This window comes from Phytobacter palmae, from assembly GCF_039409775.1.
Lineage (GTDB): Bacteria > Pseudomonadota > Gammaproteobacteria > Enterobacterales > Enterobacteriaceae > Phytobacter > Phytobacter palmae.
On sequence record NZ_JBCIVJ010000004.1, the window covers coordinates 157338 to 171552 of the forward strand.

General features: G+C 50.4%; 16 protein-coding genes. 5 read left to right on the forward strand and 11 right to left on the reverse strand.

What is annotated here, in order from left to right; genetic code table 11:
* The first annotated feature begins 230 nt into the window (after positions 1-230).
* Positions 231-2222, forward strand: coding sequence for a cyclic di-GMP phosphodiesterase (pdeR, locus tag AAIG39_RS07395; protein ID WP_090084558.1), 1992 nt, complete (start codon positions 231-233; stop codon positions 2220-2222).
* Here the strand turns inward: pdeR and AAIG39_RS07400 are convergent.
* Positions 2219-3088: a crotonase/enoyl-CoA hydratase family protein gene (locus AAIG39_RS07400; protein WP_249568867.1), complete on the reverse strand. Its 870-nt coding sequence runs from the start codon at positions 3086-3088 to the stop codon at positions 2219-2221. The two genes, pdeR and AAIG39_RS07400, sit on opposite strands and share 4 nt — an antisense overlap.
* Before the next feature lie 194 nt (positions 3089-3282).
* Between AAIG39_RS07400 and yciZ the strand changes: the two genes are divergently transcribed.
* The 3 genes from yciZ (at position 3283) to osmB (ending at position 4790) form a co-directional block, all read left to right on the forward strand.
* Complete coding sequence (gene yciZ, locus AAIG39_RS07405) at positions 3283-3465, forward strand: protein YciZ/DeoL (protein WP_090084609.1); 183 nt, start codon at positions 3283-3285, stop codon at positions 3463-3465.
* Between the two features lie 89 nt (positions 3466-3554).
* A complete protein-coding gene (gene yciT, locus AAIG39_RS07410) occupies positions 3555-4313 on the forward strand; it encodes a DNA-binding transcriptional regulator YciT (protein WP_343193540.1) in 759 nt (252 codons plus the stop codon).
* A 258-nt stretch (positions 4314-4571) separates the two neighbouring features.
* Entirely contained in the window at positions 4572-4790 is a 219-nt protein-coding gene (gene osmB / locus AAIG39_RS07415; protein ID WP_039076988.1) for an osmotically-inducible lipoprotein OsmB, read from the forward strand.
* A gap of 109 nt (positions 4791-4899) precedes the next feature.
* Here osmB and yciH read toward each other — a convergent pair whose 3' ends face one another.
* The 5 genes from yciH to pgpB all read right to left on the reverse strand — a co-directional run bounded on the left by yciH (position 4900) and on the right by pgpB (position 8541).
* The gene (yciH, locus tag AAIG39_RS07420; RefSeq protein ID WP_343193541.1) at positions 4900-5226 is read right to left on the reverse strand and encodes a stress response translation initiation inhibitor YciH; all 327 of its coding nucleotides are present in this window, start codon (positions 5224-5226) and stop codon (positions 4900-4902) included.
* The gene (gene pyrF / locus AAIG39_RS07425; protein ID WP_090084564.1) at positions 5226-5963 is read right to left on the reverse strand and encodes an orotidine-5'-phosphate decarboxylase; all 738 of its coding nucleotides are present in this window, start codon (positions 5961-5963) and stop codon (positions 5226-5228) included. The genes yciH and pyrF overlap by 1 nt, the downstream gene beginning before the upstream one ends.
* A gap of 187 nt (positions 5964-6150) precedes the next feature.
* Entirely contained in the window at positions 6151-7320 is a 1170-nt protein-coding gene (lapB, locus tag AAIG39_RS07430; protein WP_090084566.1) for a lipopolysaccharide assembly protein LapB, read from the reverse strand.
* A gap of 6 nt (positions 7321-7326) precedes the next feature.
* On the reverse strand, positions 7327-7635 hold the full coding sequence (locus AAIG39_RS07435) for a LapA family protein (RefSeq protein WP_090084567.1): 309 nt from the start codon (positions 7633-7635) through the stop codon (positions 7327-7329).
* 141 nt (positions 7636-7776) lie between these two features.
* Positions 7777-8541, reverse strand: a complete 765-nt coding sequence (gene pgpB / locus AAIG39_RS07440; RefSeq protein ID WP_343193542.1) for a phosphatidylglycerophosphatase B — start codon at positions 8539-8541, stop codon at positions 7777-7779.
* 187 nt (positions 8542-8728) lie between these two features.
* On the opposite strand from pgpB, the gene ribA reads away from it, so the two are divergent.
* On the forward strand, positions 8729-9319 hold the full coding sequence (gene ribA / locus AAIG39_RS07445; protein WP_047370482.1) for a GTP cyclohydrolase II: 591 nt from the start codon (positions 8729-8731) through the stop codon (positions 9317-9319).
* Between the two features lie 50 nt (positions 9320-9369).
* Here the strand turns inward: ribA and acnA are convergent, their stop codons facing one another.
* From acnA to cysB, 5 genes are all read right to left on the reverse strand, one after another.
* A complete protein-coding gene (gene acnA, locus AAIG39_RS07450) occupies positions 9370-12045 on the reverse strand; it encodes an aconitate hydratase AcnA (RefSeq protein WP_249568871.1) in 2676 nt (891 codons plus the stop codon).
* A 179-nt stretch (positions 12046-12224) separates the two neighbouring features.
* Positions 12225-12323, reverse strand: a complete 99-nt coding sequence (ymiC, locus tag AAIG39_RS07455) for a small membrane protein YmiC (protein WP_343193572.1) — start codon at positions 12321-12323, stop codon at positions 12225-12227.
* A gap of 136 nt (positions 12324-12459) precedes the next feature.
* The gene (locus tag AAIG39_RS07460) at positions 12460-12630 is read right to left on the reverse strand and encodes a hypothetical protein (protein ID WP_090084572.1); all 171 of its coding nucleotides are present in this window, start codon (positions 12628-12630) and stop codon (positions 12460-12462) included.
* 1 nt (position 12631) lies between these two features.
* Complete coding sequence (locus AAIG39_RS07465; RefSeq protein ID WP_075203587.1) at positions 12632-12793, reverse strand: YmiA family putative membrane protein; 162 nt, start codon at positions 12791-12793, stop codon at positions 12632-12634.
* 317 nt (positions 12794-13110) lie between these two features.
* Positions 13111-14085, reverse strand: a complete 975-nt coding sequence (cysB, locus tag AAIG39_RS07470; protein WP_090084574.1) for an HTH-type transcriptional regulator CysB — start codon at positions 14083-14085, stop codon at positions 13111-13113.
* Between the last annotated feature and the right edge of the window lie 130 nt (positions 14086-14215).

Here is a 14215-nt window from a genome sequence, read left to right on the forward strand (position 1 = left end):
TCAAATCCCCACAAAAAGCGGTAAAAACGACCACAATAAAAATAACTTTGCACACACTGGTGGCGTTTTATGCATTTTTTCGTACCTGCTGTTCTTTTGTCCGGGACTCGTTCTATTATAAGATTGTAAATAAAAACAATACCTTCATCCCTGATTACCCCTTATTTAAAGGGGGTTAATCCGTCATTAGATGAGTAACCGTTGCGCTTTTTGGTGGGTTGGGAGACAGCATGAAAGACGATCAGGAACAGAATCTACTGTTTCGTTACCTGGGTTCGGGCAGCCCATTCTGGCGATTGACCGCTGACAGCAACGCGTTACATTTCGCTCCTGATGAAGAGTCTGAATCAAGTCAGGTAGTGACATTAAATGATGAGCAGGCAGCGCAACTGCGCCAAATGACCGTTATTACTTCCAGTCTGACCATGCATATTTCATTATTTGGCGATAACGTTCCTGTGCATTTAGTCGGCCGCAAAATTAATAAAACCGAATGGGCCGGAACCGCATCAGCATGGAATGATACTTCGTCCGTGGCGCGGGATTTGGTGCAGGGTCTCTCCTTTGCCGAACAGGTTGTTTCCGAAGCCAATTCTGTGATCGTCATACTGGACCGCAACGGCAATATCCAGCGCTTTAACCGGCTCTGTGAAGAATATACAGGGTTAAAAGAGCACGAGGTCATTGGGCAAAACGTTTTTAAACTCTTTATGAGTCATAACGAAGCCGAAGCTTCGAAACGCAATATCTCTGAATTTTTCCGTAACGGCGCCTCTTATGAAGTTGAACGCTGGATTAAGACGCGTAAGGGACAGCGCCTGTTTTTATTTCGCAATAAATTCGTCCACAGCGGTAGCGGAAAAAACGAAATATTTCTTATTTGTTCCGGTACAGATATTACCGAAGAACGCCGGGCACAAGAGCGTTTACGGGTTTTAGCGAATACCGACACGATCACGGGTTTGCCCAATCGTAATGCTATCCATGAATTAATCAGCAATGCGATTGATAATCGTGGCGACACGCAAATTGGTATCGTTTATCTCGATCTGGATAATTTCAAGAAAGTAAACGATGCCTATGGCCATATGTTCGGCGATCAGCTGCTACAGGCCGTGGCGCTGGCGATTTTAAGCTGCCTGGATGAAGGCCAGACCCTTGCACGCCTGGGAGGTGACGAGTTTATCGTCCTGGCGACAGATTCTTCACAGAGCGCGCTGGAAGCGATGGCGTCGCGTATTATCACCCGCCTGCGCCAGCCCTTCCGGATTGGCCTTATCGAGATTTACACCGGTTGTTCGTTGGGAATATCTCTTGCCCCGCAGCATGGTAACGATCGTGAAAGTATTATTCGCAACGCCGATACCGCAATGTATATCGCAAAAGAAAACGGACGCGGAAAGTTTTGTGTTTTCACCCCGGAAATGAATCAGCGGGTTTTCGAGTATTTATGGCTTGATACCAATCTGCGTAAAGCACTCGATAATGACCAACTGGTGATTCACTATCAGCCCAAAGTAACCTGGCGCGGCGAAGTGCGCAGCCTGGAAGCACTGGTACGGTGGCAATCGCCTGAGCGTGGGTTAATCCCGCCACAGGATTTTATCGCGTATGCAGAAGAGTCCGGGCTGATTGTCCCTCTGGGACGCTGGGTTATGCTCGATGTCGTGCGTCAGGTCGCGAAATGGCGCGATAAAGGTATCAATTTGCGTGTGGCGGTAAACGTCTCGGCACGACAGCTGGCAGACCAGTCAATATTCAGCGATTTGAAACAGGCTCTGCATGATCTGAATTTCGAATATTGCCCTATAGACGTTGAATTGACAGAGAGCTGTCTGATTGAAAACGAGGATCTGGCGCTGTCGGTGATACAACAGTTCAGCGAGTTGGGTTCGCAGGTGCATCTTGATGACTTTGGCACCGGTTATTCTTCCCTTTCACAGCTGGCGCGTTTCCCTATAGATGCGATAAAACTTGATCAATCCTTCGTTAAGGATATCCATAAACAATCAGTATCACAGTCGCTGGTGCGGGCGATTGTTGCGGTAGCGCAGGCGCTGAACCTGCAGGTGATCGCAGAAGGAGTCGAAAACGCGAAAGAAGACGCCTTCCTTACCAAGAATGGCGTCAACGAACGGCAGGGATTCTTATTTGCTAAACCCATGCCCGCTGCCGTATTCGAGCGATGGTATAAGCGCTATCTGGCGCGGAAAAAGGGTTAGCTTGCTTTACTTAAACTGGTGGACGTATGCCGGTTCTGCAACTGCACCAGACGTTCCATGTAGGCTACGTCTTTAGGCTGCAGGCAGAAGGCGGCGTCGACCCAGTCTTCGGTAATGTCCATAAGCTCACTACGAGGCAGTTGCATTACCCGCTGACGCGCTCGCAACATCGCGCGGATACCATTGAGCCGGGGTTGCAGCGTATCGATAAACGTACGAACGGCCAGATAGCTTTGACCGGGCTCAAAAAGCTGATCCACCAGCCCATGTTGTTCATACCATTCCGCAGTATGGGATTCGCCTTTATAGATGAGCTCCTCCGCCAGCTTCATTCCTGAACGGCGGGCCACCAGCGAATAGCCCCCCATGCCCGGGAACAAGTTAAAGGCGATTTCCGGAAAGCCGAGGCGAGCATCACGTTGTGCCAGTACAAAATGGTGCGCCAGCGCCGCTTCAAAACCACCGCCTAATGCACTACCTTCGACCATGGCCAGAGTAATCGCACCGGTATCAAACCCGCGCGACGCGGCATGTACGCAATCGACGCAAGCGCGTGCATACGCACGCAATGCTTCCCGGCGACCATTTTGAATGCACTCAACGAAAAAATTCAGATCGCCCCCTGCATTGTACATACCGGGAACCAGCGAGCCCGTTACCCAAAAATCCACGGCAAATCCCGCTTGCCGGACAAGCCAGGAGATGTTCATGATCTCTTCGATTAACACATGGTTAAAGCAGGGGCGTGGCTGGGCACGCAACATCATCCATACAGTGCGGCGCTCTTCTTCGTAGTACCCCGAAAGTTGCGTAAAACGTTCATTATCCGTAAAAAGTTTACACGTAGCCTGGTTGATAACTGTCATAGACTTACTCCTCCGGTAATAAAAGCGCGGTGTGCGCAGAGCAAGACTAATCCAGCAGCAACCTCAGCTGTATGTAACTTAATGAATATATAATTGGTATTTATAATATTTTGAAATTTCGCTTTTCCCCTTCTCTTTTTAAACTGTTTTCTGCATCATTCAATTTGTTAATTTTCAAACATAAAGGTGAAGACATGGCCGACATTGATGTAAAGCAACTGACGAGACGGCTTGATACCGTGCTGGACATTCTGGTTGCGGGCGATTACCAGTCCGCCATTCGTAACCTGGAAATTCTGAAGGCTGAGCTACAGCACCTCGATAATGCGGATAAATCCGCTTCTGCTGGCAACCCTAAAACACCCTGGGAAGTCTGACTGATACCCTCTCGCGATAACGGACCACAGGAACATGGCGCCGTTATAGCTTTTTATTAATAGACGTAACGACTCTGAAAGTAGTGGCTATGAATTCCCGACAACAACTAATATTGCAAACGGTAATTGATAAGGGGCGTATGAGCGTTTCGGATCTGTCAAAAATGACAGGGGTTTCCGAAGTAACCATCCGACAGGACCTCAATACCCTTGAAAAACAGAGTTACCTGCGTCGTACGCATGGTTTTGCCGTTCCGCTGGATAGCGATGACGTCGAAACGCGTATGATGAATAACTACACCGTGAAGCGTGAACTTGCAGACTACGCCGCGTCGCTGGTAAATGACGGCGAAACGGTTTTCATCGAAAACGGTAGCTGTAACGCGCTGCTGGCCCGTCGCCTGGGCGAGCAATCAGGCATCACCATCATTACCGTCAGTAGCTATATTGCGCACTTGCTTAAAGATGCCCTGTGCGACGTTATCCTGCTGGGCGGCATTTATCAGAAGAAAAGTGAAAGCGTTGTCGGCCCCCTCACCCGGCAATATGTTCAGCAAATGCATTTCAGCAAGGCATTTATTGGCATTGATGGATGGCTACCTGACACCGGTTTTACCGGTAGAGATATGATGCGTTCTGACGTCGTCAACGCCGTCCTGGAAAAAGGCAATGAAGCCATTGTGCTGACTGATAGTTCAAAATTTGGCGCAGTACATCCCTACACGCTGGGCGTAGGCAGTCGCTTTAACCGAGTGATCACTGACACCGGCATTCCCGCTGATGCTCAGCGCCAGTTACAGGAATCTGGTCTTATTGTTGATATCGTCAACACAACCCCTTTGCTTTAAGAGAAACAGCCCGCTCAGCCGGGCTATCTCCTTCATATCTGAGACTATTCTGACTCACCAATTAAGACTATTTACCCTGCCGGTAAACATGTTCAGACGTAAAATTATATTCAGCGATATAACAGGACGTGACTATCACACGCGTGAATTTAGTAACACCTGCGCCACAAGGTTTTGCGGAAAGTCTTTAGGACGGGCTACAGGCACTATACTTAAAGAGAACACTTTCCGTGAATCAACTATTCAGGAGAAAGTATGATGATGTTAACGAGCAAAAAAATGGCAGCCGCTCTGCTGGCTGTAACCCTGGCAATGTCTCTGAGTGCATGCGGTCACTGGTCTAAACGCGATCGTAATACAGCAATCGGTGCCGGCGCGGGTGCTTTGGGTGGTGCTGTCTTAACTGATGGTAGCACGCTGGGTACACTGGGTGGCGCGGCGGTTGGTGGTATCATCGGTCACCAGGTTGGTAAATAATTTATTTCTTCACGGCATCTAAAACAGAATAAAAGATACTTTCTTTCAGGTCTGAATACGCAGTAAAAAAAGCCGCGATTCCTGTCGCGGCTTTTCTTTGACAGTAATTTTACCCACCTGCCAGTTTAACTTTCATACCTTTCGCTTCCAGTAACGATTTAAGCAAATCGCGCTTATCGCCCTGAATTTCAATGACGCCATCTTTTACTGAGCCGCCACAGCCACATTTCTTTTTAAGTTCTGCCGCCAGGGCCGCAAGCACGGCATCATCACCGTCAACGCCTGTGATAAGGCATACACCCTTCCCTTTGCGTCCACTGGTCTGACGCTGTATGCGCACAACACCGTCTCCTTTTGGGCGCTCAGCGGGGGCTTTTTGTTCATTGATGCGCCCGGTTTCGGTGGAATAAACCAGACGGCTATTGTTATCGCTCATCATACCTCCAGGCCAAGAGAGGCGTTAATATCGCGCAGGGTCTGTGCGGGATCAGCAGACTGCGTCACCGGGCGCCCAATCACCATATAGTCCACACCCGCTGCCAGCGCCTGCTCCGGGGTCATAATACGCCGTTGATCGCCCACCTCACTACCCTGCGGACGAATGCCTGGCGTCACCAGCCTGAATTGTTGACCAAAAGCCGCTTTAAATCGAACCGCCTCTTGTGCAGAGCAGACGACGCCATCCAGACCACATTGCTGTGTGAGGCCCGCCAGACGTTCGGCGTAGTCGGCAGGGCTAGCGTTGATACCCAAACCTTGCAGATCACTGGCTTCCATACTGGTAAGTACCGTGACCGCGATAAGAAGCGGTGCATCATTACCGAAAGGAACCAGCGCCTCTTTAGCAGCAGTCATCATACGTGCGCCGCCAGAAGCATGTACGTTCACCATCCACACGCCTAAATCTGCTGCTGCTTTTACTGCATGCGCTGCCGTGTTCGGGATGTCATGAAATTTTAAGTCCAGGAACACGTCAAAACCGCGTTGTTGCAGGTCACGAACCAGTTGCGGACCAAACAACGTGAACATCTCTTTGCCGACTTTCAGCCTGCAATCACGGGGATCGATGCGGTCGACAAAGGCCAGAGCCTTATCACGGTTATCGTAGTCAAGCGCAACCACAACCGGAGAAGACGTTAACGCGCGGGAAATAGATGAAGCAGTGGACGTCATGATGAGACCTTCTTTGATGAGGGCACCCGCTCAGGCGCGAATAATAAACGGCGAGCATTCTACCTGCGCTCGCGCGGAATTGACAGGTTCTATTCACCTCCTGCCAGGCGATGCGAGTGCCGGGCTAAGGTGTGCGAAGTTAAAATATTCATTAGTATGTTGTAACTAAAGTAGGCTTTTTTTTAAACTACTGCCCGTCGAGACCACGGATAGGCTTAACGGTGGACCAGGCGCGGCATGACGGACAATGCCAGTACATCGTAAAAGCAGTAAACCCACATTTATGGCAGCGATAACGCGGCTTACTGCGAATTTGCTCACCCACCATATCTCGCAGCACCATCAGGCTCTCTTTTGCGCGCCCTTCCTCTGCTTCGTTCAGATGGTAATCCATTAATTTGTGGAAAACGCGCATTGTTGGGTGGCGCTGCAATTGGCGAGTGATGTACATCTGCGCAGGATCCTGCCCTTCGCGATTCTCCATGATTTCCGCCAGCATCAATTCCGCAGTAGCCCCCGTGTTCTCTTCGACACAGCGCTGGAGAAATGCGGCCCATTCATCCATTTTACCCAGATGCTGATAGCACACCTGCAACATTTCCAGCGTTTCGCTGACCAGTTCTTTATCCTGATCGATGACGCGCAGAAGGCTCTCTACTGCTTTGCTGTATTCCCCTTTCGCCATAAACACGCGACCCGTCATGATCGACACGCGCGGGCTATCGCGGTCGGCGGCAGCACCTTTTTTCAGCAATGCCATCGCCTTGTCCATATCGTCATTACCCATTTGCTGTAACGCCAGTTCACAGTAGAAATGGGCAATTTCGCCTCGCTGTTTATCTTTACCCAGCTTCACCAGCCGCTCCGCAACATCAATGGCTTTCTGCCAGTCGCTGGTAGCCTGATATATCTGTAATAGCTGCTGGAGCGCGCTGATGCGAAAATCAGTCTCATCAACGAGTTGATTGAACATATCTTCCGCACGGTCATACATCCCCGCGGCCATATAATCACGGCCCAGTTGCTGTACGGCAAGCAATCGCTGGTCATAGGAGAGCGACGCGCTCTCCATCAGGGTCTGGTGAATTCGGATCGCGCGATCAACTTCGCCGCGGGAACGGAACAGGTTTCCGAGGGTGAGATGGGCTTCGACAGTGCCGGTATCCTCTTTGAGCATATCGAGGAACAGGTCCACCGCCTTGTCTTGTTGGTTGCTCAGAAGCAGGTTCATCCCGGCTACGTAATCACGTGAAAGCCGGTTTGCCTCATCCTGCTTAGTTTGCTGAGCATTTCTGCGCCCCATATACCAGCCGTATGCAGCCGCAACAGGTAACAGCAGAAACAACAACTCCAACATATATGATTATTCCTTTACTACCGGCGTACCGGGGTCCACAGCAGCCGTGGTAGCAGGCGCGAGTTGGTGCTCAAGACGTTTAATTTTCCGCTCCGCACGCGCGAGAGAAACGCGTACGCGCAACCAGAACAGGCCGCAGATCAGCCAGCCAATTACAAAACCAGCGGCAAAAAGGACGGCCAGTAATGTCGAAATGCGATATTCGCCCTGGGCGAGCAGATAATTGAAGGTCACCTGCTGATCGTTTTGTGCACCAAGCGTGACCGAAACGACAAAAATCGCCAGCACCAATAAGAAAATGAGTAAATATTTCACATTACTTCCCGTTATGTGGTTATGAGCGAGTAAGTTATGTTCAACTGATCGCATCCAGCCTTATAAACTACCATTTTAGCGCCTGGCGCGAAATGGAAATGCGTAACACCTCATACTGATTTAGGGGCTGAACGCAGAATTTCAACTTTCCTGCTCCCTTTCAGCAATTTCCTGCTTCTCTTCGACGGGGGGTGTTAATGGCCCACACAGACGTTGCGCAAGCCAGGTAGCGATCGTCACCAGCATCCAGGAGATGAGCGTCGCCACAACCAGGTCACGAGGCCAGTGCATGCCAAGCACTAATCGGCTTCCCATTACACTTGTTGCCCACACCAGCAACACAACAATTGTCCAGGTGCGACGACGTGGCCAAAGCAAACCGACACCCAGAAGCGCCCAACTGGCGGCAAACATGGTATGCCCTGACGGGAATGCAAACCCCGTTTCGTTTTGCCAGTGTTTACGCAAAAACGCTGGAACGTCCGTCTGGTTGATGAGTTGTGTTTCCACCAGTTGGCTACGCGCTTTGCGTTTTAGGCTGTAAAATTCATCGGACTGAATATTATGTGTTTTTTCAAGCCAGACCACAAATGGTCGTGGTTCCTGCACCCGCTCTTTCACCCAAGATTTAACGCCCTGGCCAGCAAGTATCGCGCAGCCCAGAATAGCAAACAGCACGAGCGCCGCTTTTAATCGAAAACGCAGGCACCACAGAAACCAGCCGCAGAGAATCACATGGGTGATAATGCCCCAGGGCTGAGTCACGGTCTCCGTCATCCAGTACATTGTACGCAGCCAAATACTGCTTTCACCCGGCTGCCAGCGCCAGCCAGAAATCCATACGGCGACAGGCATTATTAACAGTATTCCCGCACCGACTGTCGTGCGCTTTGCAATAGAAAACATCTCTTCTCCTTTAAACTGAGGCTTCACAAGCATAACTGATAAATAACATTTTCGGGAAAAGTGCCAGATTTGTGCGTTTTAACAGCAATGCGTCAGGAGGTGGTTAGTGATGTAAAGCGCGTTGTGGCAAAATGAAGTGATACAAAAGGCCAATCGTCTGACGGCCAGCATAAATCTGGAGAATCACATGCAGCTTAAACGCGTGGCAGAAGCCAAACTGCCAACCCCATGGGGCGATTTCCTGATGGTGGGTTTTGAAGAACTGGCAACCGGGCAGGACCATGTTGCACTTGTCTATGGGGATATTTCAGGGCAGTTACCGGTTCTGGCGCGGGTCCATTCGGAATGCCTGACGGGCGACGCGCTGTTCAGCTTACGCTGCGATTGCGGTTTTCAGCTCGAAGCAGCATTAACGCACATTGCTGAGGAAGGCCGTGGCGTGTTGCTCTACCATCGCCAGGAAGGTCGCAATATTGGACTGCTCAATAAGATTCGCGCCTATGCGTTGCAGGATCAGGGCTATGATACCGTTGAAGCAAACCATCAGTTAGGATTTGCCGCCGACGAACGCGACTTCACTCTGTGTGCCGATATGTTCAAACTGCTGGGCGTGGATGAAGTGCGTCTGTTGACCAATAACCCGCTAAAAGTAGAGATCCTCACCGAGGCCGGAATCAATATCGTTGAACGCGTGCCGCTAATCGTCGGGCGTAATCCCAAAAATGCACACTATCTCGATACCAAAGCCGCGAAAATGGGGCACCTGCTGAGCGAGTAGCATTGAATATGCCGGGTAGCTGTTACACAGCAACCCGGCATCACTACCGTTTAATGCAACATGTTGCGGATCACATAGTGCAGGATCCCGTCATTCTGGTAGTAGGTCAGCTCTGTAGAGGTATCGATACGGCAGCGACAATTCACCGTCTCTTGCGTACCATCTGCACGGGTTAACGTCACCGGAATGTTCGCACCGGGTTTAAGCTGATTGAGCCCGGCGATATCCAGTTTCTCTTCCCCGCTAAGTCCCAGCGTTTTTCGCGTTGTACCTTGCGGAAACTCCAGCGGTAAGATGCCCATCCCGATCAGATTTGAGCGGTGGATACGTTCGAAAGACTCCGCAATCACTACCCGTACACCCAACAGGCGTGGCCCTTTTGCCGCCCAGTCTCGACTGGAACCCGAACCGTACTCTTTACCGGCAATGACCGCAAGCGGCGTACCCTGCTTCTGGTAACGCATCGCTGCATCATAGATAGCAACCACTTCTTCTCCCGGTAAATAACGGGTCATTCCCCCTTCCACTCCGGGAACCATTTCGTTACGAATGCGAATATTAGCAAAGGTTCCGCGCATCATGACTTCATGGTTACCACGACGCGAGCCATAAGAGTTGAAATCCCGACGCTCGACACCGTGACTTTGCAGATAACGACCTGCGGGGCTATCGGCTTTGATGCTCCCCGCCGGCGAGATATGGTCGGTGGTTACAGAGTCTCCGAGCATAGCCAGAATGCGCGCACCGTGAATATCCTCAACGGGTTTCGGAATGGCTTCCATATCCTCAAAGAACGGGGACAACCGAATATAGGTTGAATCATTCTGCCAGTCGTAGGTGTCCGAGCTTTCGACCTGAATCGCCTTCCATTCCGCTGTCCCTTCGAAAACTTCCGCATATTCTTTGCGGAACATCTCGGTGGAGACTTGCTCGACGGCGCGGGCGATGTCCTGGCTGGATGGCCAGATATCTTTCAGATAGACCGGATCGCCTTTACGATCGTGCCCCAGCGGATCCGTGGCCAGATTGATGTTCATATTACCCGCCAGCGCGTAGGCCACCACCAGCGGCGGTGATGCCAGCCAGTTGGTTTTCACCAGAGGATGGATGCGCCCTTCGAAGTTGCGGTTACCAGAAAGCACCGCGCCAACCGTGAGATCCCCCTGCCTGATGGCCTGCTCAATAGGTTCTGGTAGTGGCCCCGAATTACCGATACAGGTAGTACAGCCGTACCCTACCAGGTTGAATCCCAGCTCATCAAGATAGGGCGTTAATTTCGCCTGAGCGAGGTAATCAGAAACCACTTTAGATCCCGGCGCCAGTGAGGCTTTCACCCATGGCTGGCGTTTTAACCCGGCCTTCACCGCATTTTTTGCCAGCAAACCCGCGGCCATCAGAACACTGGGGTTCGAAGTGTTAGTACAGGAGGTAATCGCCGATATCACTACCGCGCCATCAGGAAGTTCATGTTTTTCACCTTTAAACACGTACTCCACTGGCTTGCGGTCCTTCTGGGCGGTGTTGAGTTCAAGTTCAGTGCTGGCAGCAAAAGCTTTCGGCACATCACCCAGGGCCACGCGGTCTTGTGGCCGTTTAGGCCCTGCCAGGCTGGCTTCAACATCGTTCATATTCAGTTCAAGCGTACTGGTAAAAACGGGCTCGTCGCCCGGGTTACGCCACATCCCCTGCGCTTTGGCATAAGCCTCAACCAGGCTAACTTGTTCTTCACTGCGCCCGCTAAGACGCATGTACTCAAGTGTTACGCCATCTATAGGGAAAAAGCCGCAGGTTGCGCCATACTCCGGCGCCATATTGGCGATCGTCGCCCGGTCAGCCAGAGGAAGCGAGTCCAGGCCATCACCGTAAAACTCAACGAATTTACCCACTACGCCGTGCTTACGCAGCATCTGGGTGACGGTCAAAACGAGGTCCGTTGCCGTGATCCCTTCGCGTAATTTACCGCTCAGTTTGAATCCCACTACATCAGGAATCAACATGGAGACGGGCTGGCCAAGCATAGCCGCTTCCGCTTCAATCCCCCCGACGCCCCATCCCAGCACGCCGAGACCGTTAATCATCGTTGTGTGTGAATCGGTACCCACGAGCGTGTCCGGATACGCCACCCACTCTTTGTCCTGTAATTCACTCCATACCGCTTTGCCCAGATATTCCAGATTGACCTGGTGGCAAATCCCGGTACCCGGCGGTACGACACTAAAACGGCTGAATGCCTGCTGTCCCCAGCGCAGAAAAACATAGCGTTCGTGATTACGTTCCATTTCAAGACGAACGTTCTCTTCGAAAGCGTCATCATCACCAAAATGATCGACGGTGACAGAGTGGTCAATAACGAGGTCAACCGGGGAAAGCGGATTCACTTTAGCGGTATCGCCACCGAGGCGTTTAACCGCTTCACGCATGGCGGCAAGATCGACCACGGCAGGAACGCCGGTAAAGTCTTGCATCAAAACGCGGGCGGGACGGTAAGCGATTTCACGATCGGCATGGGCTGTTTTCAGCCATCCAGCAAGAGCACGGATATCTTCTTCGGTGACAGAATCGTCATCCTGCCAGCGCAGGAGATTTTCGAGTAATACTTTTAGCGACTTGGGTAGACGCGCAATATCCCCAAGTTCCTTTGCGGCCAGCGGCAAGCTGTAGTAGTGATACGTTTTATTCTCTGCCTGCAACGTGTCCTTACTGGCTTCGCGTAGGGTCGACGACATAAGCTCCTCCTTAATAACAGGGATAGCGAAACCCTGATGTTTATCAGGGTCTGTATTAAAGATAACACAAACATGTCGTAACGTTTTTATAACAACCCAAAAGGATAAATGCTGACGTCAGGCGGGCAAGTGCCGGAGAGTAAAAGCAAAAAACCTCGCCTGAGCGAGGTTTTCACTGATTAGAACAACCATATCCGGATGAGCTCACCCCAAAACAGCAGGGAAAAAGAAAACGCGCTCATCCATGACCAGTATTTTACAGAACGGCGATTATTCATCATATACACACCAGAGAATGTATTCATAAACCTGCGTTGAGACGCAATTAATTATTGCTGTGGTGTATTTATTTAACAGTACACAAGTACACATCAGAGAGACGGGATAATTCCCCGCAGCTTCTAATGATAACAATTATTGTTTTGACACTTCGTCTTGCGCGAAGGCGTCAATAAACGCTTGTTGTTGTGGCGTCAATTTCCAGGACGCCGGTACAGTAGTTGAAGCTTGCGGTTTCGCTGCTTGTGGTTTGTCATGCGGATGACACACTTGCTTCACTGGCTCAGAGCGACCTGTTACAGCCATTTTAACCCCAGAATTTCCAGATAATTAACGCTACCACGACCCAAAAGACGGCAGAACCCAGAAATACCGCCAGCCACGCTTTACGCTTAAGCTGCGGGTCCCTTTGCGGTTCTTCGCTTCCTGATGGCATTGCTAACCTCGTACAATCGACATCACTTATCATTTCAGGCACCAACAATCGGTACAATTAATCATGGATGAGATAAATCCTAAAGAAACTTTAGTCGAAAAGCTAGTGAATTTACGCAACCTGTTCAAAGAATATTTAATCTTTTGACCGCAAATAAATTATTGAAGTAAAAAATTTGCGCAGGGGCAATTTAGTTTCTATGTTTGTCGCAAATTTGCGACAGATTATGAAACAGGAGGGAAAAACAATCAGGCAAAAGTATGAGTTGAAAATAAGAGAATGCTAACAATAATTCGACTTAGGGAAGATTAAGGGGCTCCTTTTACAATAAAAGGCTACCCCGCTAACGATTATTTTTCCGGAAGTTTAATATCCTTAAACATCGCTTCAATATCTTCGTTCGAGCGTAACGCCACGGCGGCATCAACCACATCACGCGTCAGGTGTGGCGCAAAGCGCTGAATGAAATCATACATATAGCTGCGCAAAAACGTGCTGCGACGAAATCCTATCTTGGTCGTACTGTGGCTGAAAATCTCCTGCGCATCCAGTTTCACCAGATCCGGGTCGGATATCGGGTCGACAGCCATGCTGGCGATGACTCCCACACCAAGCCCCAGGCGCACATAGGTTTTGATAACGTCAGCATCGGTCGCCGTAAAGACAATTCGCGGCGACAGCCCCGCCCGGTTAAACGCTGTATCCAGTTCAGAGCGTCCGGTAAAACCAAAGGTGTAAGTGACTAGCGGATATTGCGCCAGCTCCTCAATCGACACCGACTGCTTACCCGCCAGCGGATGATCGGGGGTAACTACAATCGAGCGATTCCAGTGATAGCACGGAAGCATCACCAGGTCGTCGTAGAGATGCAGTGCTTCGGTGGCGATAGCAAAATCCGCATTACCTTTAGAGACAGCCTCAGCAATCTGCGTTGGGGATCCCTGATGCATATGCAACGACACCCTGGGGTAACGCTCGATAAATCCTTTTATCACGTTGGGCAACGCATAACGCGCCTGCGTGTGAGTGGTCGCAACATAGAGCGAGCCTTTATCCGGCCATGTGTGTTCTCCCGCTACGGATTTAATAGCATCAACTTTAGAGAGAACTTCACGGGCAATACGGATGATTTCCTGACCGGCTGGCGTTACCTGCGTGAGGTGCTTACCGCTGCGGGCAAAGATCTGGATCCCCAGCTCATCTTCCAGCATGCGAACTTGCTTGCTGATGCCTGGCTGGGAGGTATAGAGACCTTCTGCAGTTGAGGAGACGTTGAGGTTATGGTTAACCACTTCAACGATATAGCGAAGCTGCTGTAATTTCATGAAAGACCATCCAAATTCGCGCAAACGGGCAATCGCTTAAGACGATTTCATAATAAAAAAAGATTTAACTATAACCACTATAACATTTATATCTTCTATGTATAGATTCGAACAAAAAATAATAACTGTG

Bases quoted from the DNA above. Each gene is read 5' to 3' on its own strand.
- cysB (WP_090084574.1), bottom strand. From the start codon at position 14,085: ATGAAATTACAGCAGCTTCGCTATATCGTTGAAGTGGTTAACCATAAC.
- yciZ (WP_090084609.1), top strand. From the start codon at position 3,283: ATGGCCGACATTGATGTAAAGCAACTGACGAGACGGCTTGATACCGTG.
- pgpB (WP_343193542.1), bottom strand. From the start codon at position 8,541: ATGTTTTCTATTGCAAAGCGCACGACAGTCGGTGCGGGAATACTGTTA.
- lapB (WP_090084566.1), bottom strand. From the start codon at position 7,320: ATGTTGGAGTTGTTGTTTCTGCTGTTACCTGTTGCGGCTGCATACGGC.
- ribA (WP_047370482.1), top strand. From the start codon at position 8,729: ATGCAGCTTAAACGCGTGGCAGAAGCCAAACTGCCAACCCCATGGGGC.
- yciT (WP_343193540.1), top strand. From the start codon at position 3,555: ATGAATTCCCGACAACAACTAATATTGCAAACGGTAATTGATAAGGGG.
- ymiC (WP_343193572.1), bottom strand. From the start codon at position 12,323: ATGAATAATCGCCGTTCTGTAAAATACTGGTCATGGATGAGCGCGTTT.
- yciH (WP_343193541.1), bottom strand. From the start codon at position 5,226: ATGAGCGATAACAATAGCCGTCTGGTTTATTCCACCGAAACCGGGCGC.
- pyrF (WP_090084564.1), bottom strand. From the start codon at position 5,963: ATGACGTCCACTGCTTCATCTATTTCCCGCGCGTTAACGTCTTCTCCG.
- acnA (WP_249568871.1), bottom strand. From the start codon at position 12,045: ATGTCGTCGACCCTACGCGAAGCCAGTAAGGACACGTTGCAGGCAGAG.
- pdeR (WP_090084558.1), top strand. From the start codon at position 231: ATGAAAGACGATCAGGAACAGAATCTACTGTTTCGTTACCTGGGTTCG.
- AAIG39_RS07465 (WP_075203587.1), bottom strand. From the start codon at position 12,793: ATGATAAGTGATGTCGATTGTACGAGGTTAGCAATGCCATCAGGAAGC.
- AAIG39_RS07400 (WP_249568867.1), bottom strand. From the start codon at position 3,088: ATGACAGTTATCAACCAGGCTACGTGTAAACTTTTTACGGATAATGAA.
- AAIG39_RS07460 (WP_090084572.1), bottom strand. From the start codon at position 12,630: ATGGCTGTAACAGGTCGCTCTGAGCCAGTGAAGCAAGTGTGTCATCCG.
- osmB (WP_039076988.1), top strand. From the start codon at position 4,572: ATGATGTTAACGAGCAAAAAAATGGCAGCCGCTCTGCTGGCTGTAACC.